Below are 13,005 nucleotides of genomic sequence, written 5' to 3'. Positions count from 1 at the left end.
CCCCATGTGCCTAGCGGGACTTGGCGAACAGCAGGTGGGCGTGCGGGAAGGGGCGTTCCGACTCCGTCGGGGCCCTCAGCAGGCGGGCCTTCTCCGTGAGGCCCGCCCCCGTCAGCAGGTCCGCCACACGGTCGGGGGACCAGCGGTGGGCGAGGGTCACCTTGTGGTCGAAGGACTCCACCGGTCGCGACGGGTCCTCGTGCGCCTGGAACGAGATCAGCAGGTGGCCGCCCGGCGCCAGCACGCGGTGGAACTCCGCGCACACCTGCGGCAGCCGCTCCGGGGGCGTGTGGATGATCGAGTAGCGGGCCAGTACACCGCCGAGCGTGCCGTCCTCGATGTCCGGCGCGGTCATCGAGCCCACCTCGAACCGCAGATCCGGACGGGCCGTACGGGCGATGGCGATCATCTCCGCCGACAGGTCGACGCCGAAGGCGTCCAGGCCGAGCGAGTGCAGCAACGCCGTCACATGGCCGGGGCCGCAGCCCAGGTCGGCGACCGGGCCGCCGCCCTCCGCCCGGACGAAGTCGGCGAAGGCGCCCAGCATCGCCCGGTCCAGAGGGAAGTCCGCCAGGTCGTCGGCGAAGAGCTCGGCATACAGGGCGGCCATGGAGTCGTAGGCCGTACGGGTGGTGTGCAGGAAGTCTGGCTCGGTCATGGGTGCGTACCGTAGTACGACCCGTGGGTCCCGGACCCCGGATCCCGGACCTCTGGACTCAGAGCCCCGGACCCCTGGACTCAGAGCCCCGGCCCCCGGCCCCCCGGGTTCTCCTGTTCGCCGTGGTGGCGCGTGCGGGAGGCGAGCAGCGCGCCCAGGAAGCCGGTGACCAGGCCCCAGACCAGGGCGAGACCGAGCGCGCTCCACAGCGCGGGGCGCAGGAAGAGCTCGCCGGACAGCCCACCGCCCAGGTCCCCGATGCCGAACAGGGACAGGCCGTAGCGGGCGTCGATCCGGCCGAGGAGGCAGACCGTCAGCACGGTCAGCGCGAGCGCGACCGCCATGTGCAGGGCGTGCTGCCGGGGCCGCATCCGGGCCGGTGAACGCGCGGCCGCCAGGAACGCGACGGCCAGCAGGAGCACCGCGCCGATGACCACGAGCCACCACACCCTGCCGTCCTGCTCGGCGAGCGTCCCCAGATCCAGGACCGAGACGTCGGGCGTACGCAGCACACGGTCCAGCACCTGGGGCATCGGCAGCCCGAACGGACCCTCGACCCGGCCTTCCCAGGTGGCACCCAGACCGATGGTGAACACGGGCCAGACGAGGTTCGGCAGGCCCAGGAGGACCACGGCGAGCGTCCGCGCCCCGTGGCCCCGGGTCGCCGCCACCACCAGGGCGACGACCAGCCCCAGGGCGACGTACGCGAGCAGCAGTACGACCATGGCGTACGCGACCGGCCGCACCGGCTCCTGGAAGCGCAGCAGGCGCGGCGGGAGCGGGGCCCCCGGCGAGACGAGCAGGGCGAGGACGAGGACACCGGCCAGCCACAGCAGGCCGAAGGCCAGCGTCACCGCCACCTCGGTCTCGAAGCCGACCCGCGGCGCCGGGACGCCGAACAGGTCGCCGAGGTCGGAGAGCGCGCCCTCGCCCGGGGGGACCGCGAACGTCCGGCGGGCCGACAGGGCGAGGACCGTGAGGACGAGCAGCCACACGAGAGCGATCCGGCCCGCCCAGCCAGCCAGCTCGGGCGCGTCCGCGACGGCCCGGTGGCGCAGCGGCCGCAGGAAGCCGAGGGCGACGAGCAGGGACCCGGTCAGTGTCACCGAGAGGGGGACCGCCGTCAGGGTCGCGCGGGTCCCGGCGAGCGCTCCGGCGTCGCCCGCGAACTCCACGGAACCGCCGACCGCCACCACCAGCGTCGCGGCGACGACCCGGGGGAAGGCGCCGCCGGGCAGGTCGGCGGCGCCCGCGGCCCACAGCCCGAGCGCGGCGACCACGAGCATGGAGATCAGCGCGGCGAGGACCGTGGCGAGGGCCTGGACCCAGCCGTGCCGGGCCACTGCCTGATCAGGGGCTGTCCGGAGGCTCACCCCGTCACGCTAAGCAGGCACTCCCCGGCGCGCCTGTCGGGAGGGCCGTCCGCGTCGGCCCGCGGGCACCGCGTCGGCCCGCGGGCGGTACCGGGCCGTCGCGGTCTTCGTGCTCCACGACCCGGGCAGCGGCGAGTGGTCCGGTCGGCACCGGGGCGACACCTCCGGCACGGCGCCCCGACCTCCCCTCATCCCCCCAGGGCCCGCAGCCTGCGGAAGAACGCCCGGATGTCGCCGACGAGCAGGTCCGGCTCCTCCATCGCCGCGAAGTGCCCGCCCCGGTCGAACTCCGTCCACCGCACGATGGTGTCCGTGCGGTCCGCGAGGTGCCGCAGCGGGATGAAGTTGTCCCGGGGGAAGACGGCGAGCGCGGTCGGTGCGGTCGACGGCTGCGGCCGCATGCCCCCGTCGCCCGCGTGCGCGCGCTCGTAGTAGATCCGCGCGGACGAACCGGCCGTGCCCGTCAGCCAGTACAGCATCACGTTGGTGAGCAGCAGGTCCCGGTCGACCGCGTCCTCGGGGCGCTCGTCCGAGTCCGTCCACTCCTTGAACTTCTCCGTGATCCAGGCCAGCTGGCCGACGGGGGAGTCCGTGAGCGCGTAGGCGAGCGTCTGCGGGCGGGTCGACTGGAGGTCGGCGTACCCCTGGCGTTCGCGGGTCCACTCCTGGTGGCGCCGCCAGGAGGCGAGGGTGCGCTCGCGCTCCCGGGGGCTCAGTCCCGCCAGCTCCTCCGGAGTCGGCTCGGTGGTGGCGTGGGCGCCCGGCAGCAGGTTCAGATGGACGCCTATCACCCGGTCGGGATGGGTGCGGCCCAGCTCGCGGGAGATCGCCGCGCCCCAGTCGCCGCCCTGCACGCCGAACCGCCGGTGGCCGAGCCGGTCCATCAGCACGGCGAACGCGGCGGCGACGCGGCGGAACTCCCAGCCGGTGTCCCGCGTGGGTCCCGACAGGCCGAACCCCGGGATGCTGGGCACCACCACGTGGAAGGCGTCGGCGGGATCGCCGCCGTGGGCCCGCGGGTCGGCCAACGGCCCCACCACATCCAGGAACTCGGCGATCGAGCCGGGCCAGCCGTGCGTGACGAGCAGCGGTGTGGCGTCCGGTTCCGGCGAGCGGATGTGCGCGAAGTGCAGGCGGGCCCCGTCGACGACCGTGGTGAACTGCGGCCATTCGTTGAGCCGGGCCTCCGCCGCACACCAGTCGTAGGAGTGCCGCCAGTACTCCGCGAGTTCCCGCAGATAGCCGCGCGGAACCCCGCGGGCCCAGCCCACGTCCGGCAGTTCGTCCGGCCAGCGCGTGCGGTCCAGGCGCGCGTGCAGGTCGTCGAGGTCGGTCTGGGGGACGTCGATGCGGAAGGGCTGGACACGGTCACCGTGCGGAGCAGTCATGGCGGGCCATGCTAGTTCCACGGACGCCGTGCCACCGATGAGTTCTGCGCCCCGGAGCGGTCGACACAGATGACAGTGTTCCCGCTCTCCAGGAGGTACCCATGAGCACCGCCGGATTCACCACATGTCTCTGGTTCGACGGCCGGGCGGAGGAGGCCGCGGACTTCTACGTCTCGCTCTTCAAGAACTCCGAACTCGGCAGGGTCAGCCGGTACACGGAGGCCGGGCCCGGACCCGCAGGTTCCGTCATCACCGTCGACTTCGTGGCCAACGGCCAGAAGTTCGTCGCCCTGAACGGCGGTCCGGAGTTCACCTTCAACGAGGCCATCTCCTTCCAGATCGACTGCGCCGACCAGGCCGAGGTGGACTTCTACTCGAAGGCGCTGACCGACGGCGGCGGCGAACAGGGCCCCTGCGGCTGGGTGAAGGACAGGTTCGGCGTCTCCTGGCAGGTCGTCCCGGCCCGGCTCATCGAGATGATCAGCGACCCGGACCAGGAGAAGGCGAACCGCGCGACGGCCGCGATGCTGAAGATGCACAAGATCGACATCGCCGCCCTGGAGAAGGCGTACGCCGGGGAGTGAGGCGCGGGCCGGGACAGGGCGGTCCCGCGTCCGGTCGAGCGCCGTGTACGCCCCGCACGCCGCTCATGACCGGTCGGCCGCACCGGAGGCGTCGGCGACCGCATCGGCGATCGTGTCGGTGATCACCCGCGTGACGCGCAGGATGCCGGGGGAGCGGACGGGGCAGGGCCTGGGCTTCGAGGTGGTGGGGGCCAGGCAGAAGTGCAGGGGGTCGTCGTCGCGGTGCAGGGCCGTCCGGCCGCTGCCCGGCCGGGTGCAGTACGGCCGGTGCGCACGCTCGTAAGCGGTGCACGGCAGGTACTGCGTCCAGGCGTAGCGGGCCGTGGCCGGGCTCACGGCCCTTCCGGCGTCCGCGAGCAGATCGCCGGACACCCGCGCCTGCCGCTCGTAGACCGTGTTGACCCGCCGGACCCGGTCGGGGGTGACCGGGTCCGGCCCCTGGAGCACCCAGACGATCCTCGTCCCGCCCACGGCGCCCGCGATCTGGTCGCTCAGGCGCCGGGCGTCGGCGGTGTACCGCGCCAGGTACGCGTCCCGTGCCCTGCCGTACGTGACGCCGTCCATGCAGGGCGTGTAACCCCACGCGTTGCCCCAGAACTGCAGGACGACGAAGTCCGGCCGCAGCCGGCGCACCAGCGCGGCCGCCTTGTCCGCCGGCGGGACGAGCGAGGTCTCGGCCGTGCCCTCCAGGTAGTCGCACAGCGTGGTGCCGGAGTACGGGGCACTGGTGTAGCGCGCCCTCACCTCGTCCCGCAGGAGTCCGCCGAGGACCTTCTGGTTCTCCGTGGCCAGGGAGTCACCCAGGTAGAGGACGGTGGGGCGGGGACGGTCCCCGGCCGGGGCCGTTCCCGCACCGGCACCGGCCCTGGCCCCGGATGCGGACCCGGACCCCGGTGTGGAACCGGTCGCGGCACCGGCTCCCGTACCCGCTCCGGGTGTGCCGGCCGCGCGCTGCTGCGCGGTCGGACCGGCCCCGGACGACGGGGGCGCGGACGCGGACCCGGGCTCCGACGAGGGGTCACCGCACGCGGCGAGCAGCATCAGCCCCGCCAGCATTCCGACGATCCACGGCTTGCTCATGCGGCAACTCCCGCCCCGGCCACCGAAAACGGTCCCCAGACAAGCACAGCGGACCGCCGGGGGGAAGGCCACCGCCCGTACCGGTCTCCTCCGTACGGACCTCCGCAGTCCTCAGTCACTTCCGGTGGAAGACGCCCGCTGCTGTTCCAGAGCGGCCTCCAGACAGCTGCGTGACCGGCGGGTGTCCGGCTCGTCGGGTCCGAGAGCCCGCTCCCGCCGGGCGAGCGTCCTCCGGTGCAGGGCGATGGCCTCGGACCTCCTGCCCGCCGCGAGGTACGAGTCGGCCAGATCGGACTGGGACCGCAGCGTGTCACGGTGTTGGCGCGGCGGTGCGGTCGCGCAGGATGTTCTCGTGCTGGACGATCGCGTCGCCGACCCGTCCCATGGCCTTGCAGGTGATGGCCAGTACCTCCCGCGTCCGCAGGGCGAGCCGGTGTGCCGGGCCGTTGGTCCGCAGCCGCGCCCGGAGCGTCGAGGTGTGGAGGTCGGACGCCTCCTGGAGGCGGTGGAGCGCGCGCAGTGCCTCACCGGGACGATGGCGGGAGGCGAGGGTGCCGGCGTGCTCACCGCCCGGGGACGCGGCCCGGTCCCGGGCCGCCCTGCCGAGCAGCCGCAGGGCGTCCCCTCCACGCCGTCGGCCGGGTGAACGAAGGCGGCCAGGGCCTCGGTGTGCGGGACCAGCTCCGTCCAGCGGGGCCAGTCGGCGACCGCCGGGAACGGATCCTCGGGCAGGGCGGCTCGAAGCAGTTCACAGGCCAGGGCCGGGCGTGGTTCTTCCCTGCCTGCCGTCCGCCGCGTCCTCCGCCATGGCCACCCTCCCGATCCGGAGTGACGGAACCGCTCGGGTCGGATCCGAGCCGGACCGCCGGGTGCATCCCGCTCCATCAGTAGGGACACGCTGCGAGAGGCCGTGGTTGCACCGGGTTCCGGTCCGGCGGTCCTGCCCACTCCGCAGCACGGCCGGATGCTCAGCCCAGGGGCGGGGCGTCCGCCGGACACACCGTTCCGGGGGCGGGCACGGCGCCCTCGGTCAGATATCGGGTGGCCAGGCGGTCCACGCACTTGTTGAGCCCCATGGCGGTGTGCCCGTACATGTCGGCGCCGACCAGACGGGCGTCGGACAGCAGGGCGGCCATGGCCACGGCGAAGGAGTAGGGGGTGACGGGGTCGAGCCGGTTGCCGACGACCAGCGCCGTGCGCGCGACAGGGCGGTCCCAGGGGCCGGCGTAGGCCCCCGTGCCGTGGCCCGCCGGCACGGGCCAGGTGGCGCAGGGCAGGGCGTCGAAGGCCTGCGCCCGCCCGAAGGTCGGACTGGTCCGCTCCCACCGCTCCGCCAGCGCCGGCCATGCTCCCGCACGCAAGCCGTACGGCTTCTCGCCGCAGTTCACGGCATCGGCGGAGTCGTTCCCCCGGTAGGCGGACCTCTCCTGGAGGGGCCCGGGCCCGGGCACGGCAGCGGATGCCTGGCGGTCCGCCGCCTTCGAACGCGGCGCCGACGCCTTGAGGACGGCGCCGTGCAGAGCGTCCAGCAGGCCGGCCAGTCCGGGCAGGTCGCCCGCCGACAGCCTGCCGAGCACCTGCTCGCCGAAGCCGCCGAAGTCGACCGTCCTCCCGTCCGGCAGGGCCAGTGGCCCCTGCCGCAGCCGGCGGCGGATCGCGTCGAAGGCCGCGACGGGGTCTCCCGCGCCGAAGGCGCATTTCTCCTGGTTCCGAGCGCACCTGCGCAGAAACGCCGTCAGGACCTCCTCCGCGCCGGCGGCGCGCCGCCGGTCGTACTCGAGGCCGTTCGTCATGCGCAGCAGGGGATCGACGTTGCCGTCCAGGATCAGCGCGCCGGTGCGGCCCGGAAAGAGATTGGCGTACGTGGCGCCGATCATCGAGCCGTAGGAGAACCCGGCGAAGTTCAGGCGGTCGGCGCCGACGCCCCGGCGCAGCAGTTCCAGGTCGCGTGCGACGTCGGCAGTGCTCATGTGCGCGAGCAGCGGGCCGCCGGCGCGGGCGCAGGCAGCGGTGTAGGTCCGCCCGGCACGCAGTGTCGCCGCCGTCTCGGCGCGGGTCAGCGGCGCTTCGCGTTTCCCTTCGAGCGCGGTGTCCGCCTCCTCCTGACTGGCGAAGCACTTCACGGCCGCGCTCTGTCCCACCCCGCGCGGGTCGAAGCCGATCACGTCGTACCGCGCGAGGACCTCGGGTGTCAGGTACTTCTGCGCACGGTAGGCGAAGTGCAGTCCCGACTGGCCGGGACCGCCCGGGTTGACGAAGAGGCTGCCCAGGCGGCGGGCCGGGTCCGTCGCCCGGTGCCGGAGCATGACCACGCCCACGGTCTCCCCACCCGGGCGCGTGTGGTCCCGCGGCACCTGCCGCACCGCGCAGTCGGCGATGTCCGGGTCCAGCGGGGGAGCGGGGTGGAGTATCCGATCGCACGGCTGCCAGTGCACGCCCTGCCGGTGCGGCAGCCGATCCGCGCGGGCGGCAGCCGCACCGGGGGGCGGCGTCAGCAGGGCGAGGACGGCGGCACCGGTGACGGTGGTCCGGACGGCGTGTCGGACGAAGTGCCGGACGGTGGCCGGGGCGAGCGGTCGGCTGGGCATGTGTCTCCTCGGTTCCCTCGTGCGGCGGAATGGGGTGTGCGTCCTCGTCCGGCGCCGGCGAGGCAGGCACGCAGCGGCGCCGCGACCGCCCCCCGGTAGCGGTGGCGGATCCGCGGGGGAGCCCCGGCCAGGCGGTCACGCATGAGCAGGGCGCGGCTGATCGGGGCGACGGCTGCCGCACGGGCGACGCCCTCCCGCAGCTCCGCCGGCGGCCGCCGCCCGGCCCAGACCGCCAGATAGCTGTCGATGACCTCTTCACGGGCCGCGGCCTGGCCCGGCGCACCGGCCAGGTCCCGCAGCAGGACGTCCAGTTGGAGGAACGGGTGGGTCGACACGCTGTCGGCCCAGTCGAACAGCAGCACGTCGTCGCCGTCGACCCGGAAGTTGCCCCGCCACAGGTCGTGGTGGACGAGCGAGTCCGGGATGCCGAGGAGTTCCAGACGCGCGCAGTCGCGGGCCAGGTCGGGGGCGAGCCGCCGCAGCCCCGCCGACTCCTGCGGGGTCAGCCCGCCCGGCTCGGCGGAGACCTGGGCGACGAGGTTCTCGAACAGGTCCGGCAGCCGGGCGAGCCGATGCCCGGGGCAGCCGGTGGCGGCGATCTCCTCCGACCTGGCCGCCGACTCCCGCTGGATCAGGCCGATCCGCCGGGCCACCCTCCGGAAGTCGGCGACGGTGCGGGCCGCGTCCCCGGTGTGGCGCACGGGGCCGAAGTCCGAGGTCAGCATCAGACGCCTGCCGGTGTCCCAGGCGAGCACGGAGGGCACCGCGCCGGGGAACCAGCCGGCCAGCAGCCGGGTCAGCGCGGGTTCGTGGGCGTGCGGCGGTGGGCTCGCCTTGAGGTGGACGAGACCGGCCGAGGTCGGGAACAGAAGCTGGGCGGACCAGGCCCGGAAGCCGTCCTGCCGGACCGGACCGACCGTCTCGATGCCGAGCCCGCGCAGTTCCTCCACCGCCCATGCGACGGCCATGGCGAACCAGCCGGGGTGCTGCCAGGGCAGCCACCCGTCCCGCTCGCGGTGGTCCCGGTCCGCGGACCAGAGACCGAGCATCCGGTGGTGGCCGGGCCGGGCGCGACGCGGATCGGCGAGCTCCGCCACCGGCGCCCAGCGCGCCCCGGCGGGCAGGGCCGCCGGGGCGCCGCGTGCCTCGTGCACGAAGAGGTACGCGGCCGGCGCGTCCGCGCCACCACCGGCCGAGGTCTCCGCGGGGAGCCGCAGGGCGTCCAGCACCCCGACCTCCACCCCCCAACGGTCCCGGACCCAGGAATTCGCCCCGTCCGGCTCAGAATGCCGGTGATCGGGAAATCCCCAGCGCGTTCCGTCGTCGAGGACCAGTAGACACAGCGCGCCGCCGCGCTCCATGGGAATGGCGCTGAAATTCACGGATCTCATGGAAATCCCCATCCGGCCGGCACGTCAAGACATCTGCCCGTAATTTCTCGGCCGTAATGGTCCGGAACGGTCCCGGACGGTCCGGGACAGTCCGGGACGGGACGAAAGAATTGCCGCGCCGACAGAAGGGCTCCTAACGTCATTTCGACGAAGAAACGGGACAGGGCGGTATGGGGTGATCCAGCCGTCCACAATCGAGAGGGAAACAATGAATGGTGTTTCTGTGGCCGAGCGCATAGCTGCCGGCGGTCTCCAGCAGCACATGTTCTCGGAGCCCACCGCGGTCGCCGAGGAGTGCAAGCTCCCCGGTCAGAGCTGCTGGTTCGACTCCGACTGCTGCAACCCGCGCTTCTGTGAGTGGTGGACCTGCCGCGCCTGAGCGGTCGGCCCCCCACCCGAGGAAAGGAAAAGCCATGACGGGTGTTTCCGTGGCCGAGCGGATTTCCGCCGGCGGTCTTCAGCAGCACATGTTCTCGGAGCCCACTGGGGTCGCCGAGGCGTGCAGCCCGAACGGAGCGGTCTGCATCTGGGACAGCGACTGCTGCTCCGGTCTCGTCTGTGAATGGTGGGAGTGCGAGACACCCTGACGTTCACCGGTGCCGTCGGCGGCCGAGCGGTCGCCGACGGCACCACCGGACCGGATGCGGAACACGGCAACGGCGAACAACGAACAACGAACAACGAACGGCGAACGGCGACAGAAAAGGTGCGCGGGAATGTTGACGAATGTGTCGGAGCTACTGCGATCGGCGCGCGCGGGAAAAGTGTTCCTGGAATCTTCCCGGCGAGACGCCGGTAAATTCGAATTCGCCTCCTGGCCCCGGGCCGCGGCCCGCCGCTCCGGGCCGGTGGGACGCGCGCGGTCCGCCGTGTCCGGTCTCCGTACGGTCCAGCGACTGACCGTCGGCTTCCTGGACCCGGTGGAGGACGCGGTCTATCTGACGGTCGGCCTGCGCCGGATGGGCTTCCCCGCCTCGTTCCACCTCGGCAGGGAGGTCGCACCGGCCCTGCCACCGGCGGGCTTCTACGCCTGGGTGCGGTGCGGCGGCGACGTCCTCAGCACCTCGCTCCCGGTGGAAGAGGAGTACGTCGAGATCTACACGAACACCCCGGAAGGTGAGCACAGTGCGTGACGTCGTCGAATTCGCGGACGGCCGGGTGCGCCGCAGCCGGCCGGCACTCGCCGCGGAACCCCTGGGCGCGATCGCCGTCGGCACCGGCACGGCGTTCGAACTGCGACGGGACCTGCCCGGTGGGGCACCGCTGTACTACCGGGTCGGCCACGGCCGGCTGGAGTGGAGCGGCGAGCCGGCCGACTTCCACGAGGGAGGACCTCCGCCCCCACCGGATCCGGGAACGCTGCTCGCCATGGCCCTCGGCTCGGCCCCGGCGCCGGACAGCACCCCCCTGCCGGGCGTGCACCGCCTGGCCACCGGAGTGACGGTACGACTGGACCGCGAAGGTGTCCGGGTGAGCCGACACCGGCCGGAGGCTCCTATGACCCGGCGTACCCCCGTACGAGCCGTGGGCCGGGCACTCGACTCGCTGGCCCGCCCGTACGCGATCGCCTACAGCGGAGGGCTCTCCTCGGCGTTCGTCGCGGTCTGCGCGCTGCGGGCGGGGCACCGGCCGTTGCTGGTGCACGCCGACCTCGGACCCCGGCCCGGCGGCTCGGTGCCGCCCCGGATTCCGGGACTGCGCTGCGAACGGGTGCGGCTGGACCTGCTGGAACTGCTGGACCACCACCGCGTCACCGGGGAGGAACCCTTCCCGCCGCTGCCGGACACCGAGGTGCCCCGGCTGCTGACCGAACGGCTCGGCGCCCACACCGGGCTTCCCGTGGTGAGCGGAGCACTGCTGGATCCGCTGATGTCGGCGAGACTGCCCGACGCGGCCCTCGGTCCGCGCGGCTGGCGGCTGCTGACCTGCGAGCCCTTCCATGTCTCCGGCACCCTGCCCACGCTCTCGCAGGCACGCGCCCTCCTCGACAAGGGCGTCGTGCACGATCCGGGCCGGGCGGCGGCCGACCTGCCCGACAGCCAGCCCGTGAGCGCGCCCCCGCCGCCCTCGCCGACCGGCGCGGACCGGATGCCCGGCCTCACCGACAAGGGCCGGGAGGCGCTCGACGCGGCCCGGCGCGGTTCGCTGGCGGTCTGGCGCGAGCACCTGGAGGCCCTGCCGTCCGTCGTCGGCCGGGCGGACGCCGCGTCGGCCGAGTACGGCGACAGCGACGCACACCTGCCGGCGCTGGACCCCCGGGTGCTCGCCTCGGTGGGCGCGCTGCCACCGGCCCGGCTCGGACGGATCCGGGACGGTTGCTTCCAGTCCCACGTCCCCATGCGGACGGCCGTCGCCGCGCACCGCGTCGAGGGCGTACGGAAGAGCGCCCCGCGCCACTGGCTGCGGCCGGCGGCCGCCGAGCACCTGCACCGCGAGCGGTCCAAGGTCATCGCCGAACTCGGGCGCGGAAGCGCGCTGGCGGACCTGGGCCTGATCGACCCGACCGCCCTCATCGGCATCCTGCGGGACGGCCGTGACCTCAGCGCCCAGGCCCTGGTCCTGCTCAGGACGGTCTGGCTCGACCGATGGCTGCGAGGCTGACCATGCCCACTTCCAGCACCTCCCACCGGGACGGATTGCGGCTCGCGCCCCATGTGCGGTGCACCCCACTGCCGTTCGGCGGAGCCGTCCTGGTCCACGCCCCGACGCTGAGTATCACCGAATGCGGGGAGCAGGAGGCACACGTCGTCGAACGCCTGCTCAGCCACGGGCCCCCCGGCCCCGGTACGGGTCCGGCCGGCGAAGCGGTACGGCGCCTGAGCCAGGAGCTGGTGGCGGCCGGCTGGCTGGAGACGGCGCCCGCGGCGGGGCGAGCGGCCGCGCCCGCCCCGCATGACGCGGAGTCCGCCGCGTCCGCCCCATATGACGCGGAGTCCTCCGCCGCCCCCGCCGACCGTCCGTCGACAACCGACCCGGCGGGCACCGCCGCGCCGGACACCCACCGGAGGTAGGTCCCTTGCGACTCACCCTACGAGTCACCCTTGGCCGGACGTACCGGCGCCTGCTGCCCGACATCGCGGTGGCCGCACTCGCCGGCCCCCTGGTGGTCTCCGGCGTCGCCAAGGTGATCACCCCCGCCGAGGAACTCGACTGGCCCTTGGACTCGGGACCGCTCGCGGCGCCCGGCGGCGCGAAAATCGTCGGAGCCGGCGAACTGGCCGCCGCGGCCGCGACCCTCGCCGCACCCGGCCGGTTCGCCGCGCTGGCCCCGATGGGGACCTACGCCGCCCTGACCGTGGTCGCCCACCGTACGAAAGGGGCGAAGTGCGCGTGCTTCGGAACCGCGCGCCTGGCCGCGATCGGACGGACGCACATCGGGGCCAACGCGTCCGCGTCCCTCATTGCGGCCGCGGCACTGGTGGCGGCCCCGGGGCACCGGCACCTGGTCCGCACGGCCACCGCCCTGCTGTCGGCCGCGGTCACCCACGGAGTCGTACGGGCCCTCGACCGCCGGGCCGGGAAGACCTCCGGAGCGGCGGCACAGGTCTGCCACGACCCCGTGGACTCCGTGCGGCTCTACGTCTCCGACGACTGCCCCGCCTGCCGTTCCCTCAAGCACCTGCTGCAGTTCATGGAACCCGCCCGGCGGAACGCGGTCCGCACGACCGTCGTCAGCGGGGAGGACGAACTCCCGCCGCAACTGGCCGGCCTGGGCGTGCCGTGCGCACTGGGCCTGGACACCCGGGGCGAGCCGGTCTGCGCTCCGGTGTCCGGCATCGGCGCCGTGAAGGCACTGGTCGACGGTGTCACCCTCGGCGCGCCGGCGGTCCGACGTGCGGGCTGATTCCGAGCCCCGCACCGGGGCGCAGGAGCGTGCCGCCGGCCGTGGTGGCGGGCACGGGAACGCCCCGGGGCGGGGAAGCAGCCCCGGGGACGGAACCCC

General features: G+C 73.9%; 15 protein-coding genes. 8 read left to right on the top strand and 7 right to left on the bottom strand.

Translation table 11 applies throughout. From position 1 onward, the window contains the following. Nucleotides 1-10 precede the first annotated feature (10 nt). The 3 genes from KM933_RS25725 to KM933_RS25715 all read right to left on the bottom strand — a co-directional run bounded on the left by KM933_RS25725 (nt 11) and on the right by KM933_RS25715 (nt 3,419). Nucleotides 11-658 (bottom strand): class I SAM-dependent DNA methyltransferase, encoded by a 648-nt coding sequence (locus tag KM933_RS25725; RefSeq protein WP_221356154.1) that lies wholly within the window; start codon nt 656-658, stop codon nt 11-13. An 80-nt stretch (nt 659-738) separates the two neighbouring features. After that, nucleotides 739-2,031 (bottom strand): streptophobe family protein, encoded by a 1,293-nt coding sequence (locus tag KM933_RS25720; protein ID WP_221356152.1) that lies wholly within the window; start codon nt 2,029-2,031, stop codon nt 739-741. 188 nt (nt 2,032-2,219) lie between these two features. Then, complete coding sequence (locus KM933_RS25715) at nt 2,220-3,419, bottom strand: epoxide hydrolase family protein (protein WP_221356150.1); 1,200 nt, start codon at nt 3,417-3,419, stop codon at nt 2,220-2,222. Between the two features lie 101 nt (nt 3,420-3,520). Between KM933_RS25715 and KM933_RS25710 the strand changes: the two genes are divergently transcribed. Next, entirely contained in the window at nt 3,521-4,003 is a 483-nt protein-coding gene (locus KM933_RS25710; RefSeq protein WP_221356148.1) for a VOC family protein, read from the top strand. A gap of 63 nt (nt 4,004-4,066) precedes the next feature. Here KM933_RS25710 and KM933_RS25705 read toward each other — a convergent pair whose 3' ends face one another. Then, on the bottom strand, nt 4,067-5,083 hold the full coding sequence (locus tag KM933_RS25705; protein WP_221356146.1) for an SGNH/GDSL hydrolase family protein: 1,017 nt from the start codon (nt 5,081-5,083) through the stop codon (nt 4,067-4,069). 111 nt (nt 5,084-5,194) lie between these two features. Further along, entirely contained in the window at nt 5,195-5,611 is a 417-nt protein-coding gene (locus tag KM933_RS40695) for a tetratricopeptide repeat protein (protein ID WP_221356144.1), read from the bottom strand. Between KM933_RS40695 and KM933_RS25695 the strand changes: the two genes are divergently transcribed. Then, nucleotides 5,562-5,729: a hypothetical protein gene (locus tag KM933_RS25695; RefSeq protein WP_221356201.1), complete on the top strand. Its 168-nt coding sequence runs from the start codon at nt 5,562-5,564 to the stop codon at nt 5,727-5,729. The genes KM933_RS40695 and KM933_RS25695 overlap by 50 nt on opposite strands. A gap of 322 nt (nt 5,730-6,051) precedes the next feature. On the opposite strand, the gene KM933_RS25690 is transcribed toward KM933_RS25695, so the two are convergent. After that, nucleotides 6,052-7,671: an alpha/beta hydrolase gene (locus KM933_RS25690; protein ID WP_221356143.1), complete on the bottom strand. Its 1,620-nt coding sequence runs from the start codon at nt 7,669-7,671 to the stop codon at nt 6,052-6,054. Continuing rightward, on the bottom strand, nt 7,575-9,062 hold the full coding sequence (locus KM933_RS25685; RefSeq protein ID WP_221356141.1) for a phosphotransferase: 1,488 nt from the start codon (nt 9,060-9,062) through the stop codon (nt 7,575-7,577). Before KM933_RS25685 ends, KM933_RS25690 begins: the two co-directional genes overlap by 97 nt. A gap of 223 nt (nt 9,063-9,285) precedes the next feature. Between KM933_RS25685 and KM933_RS25680 the strand changes: the two genes are divergently transcribed. The 6 genes from KM933_RS25680 to KM933_RS25655 all read left to right on the top strand — a co-directional run bounded on the left by KM933_RS25680 (nt 9,286) and on the right by KM933_RS25655 (nt 12,906). Then, nucleotides 9,286-9,441 carry a hypothetical protein gene (locus tag KM933_RS25680; protein WP_221356139.1) on the top strand — a complete coding sequence of 52 codons (156 nt, stop codon included), beginning with the start codon at nt 9,286-9,288 and terminating at the stop codon, nt 9,439-9,441. Nucleotides 9,442-9,475: 34 nt separating this feature from the next. Further along, nucleotides 9,476-9,649: a hypothetical protein gene (locus tag KM933_RS25675; RefSeq protein ID WP_221356137.1), complete on the top strand. Its 174-nt coding sequence runs from the start codon at nt 9,476-9,478 to the stop codon at nt 9,647-9,649. A gap of 282 nt (nt 9,650-9,931) precedes the next feature. Continuing rightward, nucleotides 9,932-10,195 (top strand): lasso peptide biosynthesis protein, encoded by a 264-nt coding sequence (locus KM933_RS40360; RefSeq protein ID WP_221356135.1) that lies wholly within the window; start codon nt 9,932-9,934, stop codon nt 10,193-10,195. Next, on the top strand, nt 10,179-11,663 hold the full coding sequence (locus KM933_RS25665) for an asparagine synthetase B family protein (RefSeq protein ID WP_221356133.1): 1,485 nt from the start codon (nt 10,179-10,181) through the stop codon (nt 11,661-11,663). The genes KM933_RS40360 and KM933_RS25665 overlap by 17 nt, the downstream gene beginning before the upstream one ends. A gap of 2 nt (nt 11,664-11,665) precedes the next feature. Further along, nucleotides 11,666-12,073, top strand: a complete 408-nt coding sequence (adfB, locus tag KM933_RS25660; RefSeq protein ID WP_221356131.1) for an actinodefensin-associated protein B — start codon at nt 11,666-11,668, stop codon at nt 12,071-12,073. Between the two features lie 5 nt (nt 12,074-12,078). Beyond that, complete coding sequence (locus KM933_RS25655) at nt 12,079-12,906, top strand: hypothetical protein (protein WP_221356129.1); 828 nt, start codon at nt 12,079-12,081, stop codon at nt 12,904-12,906. The last annotated feature ends 99 nt before the right edge of the window (nt 12,907-13,005 follow it).

Origin of the sequence: Streptomyces beigongshangae (genome assembly GCF_019710745.1) — a bacterium.
Classification (GTDB): domain Bacteria; phylum Actinomycetota; class Actinomycetes; order Streptomycetales; family Streptomycetaceae; genus Streptomyces; species Streptomyces beigongshangae.
Note: the sequence above shows the minus strand (reverse complement) of the source record. Positions and strands in the feature narration are given on the sequence as shown.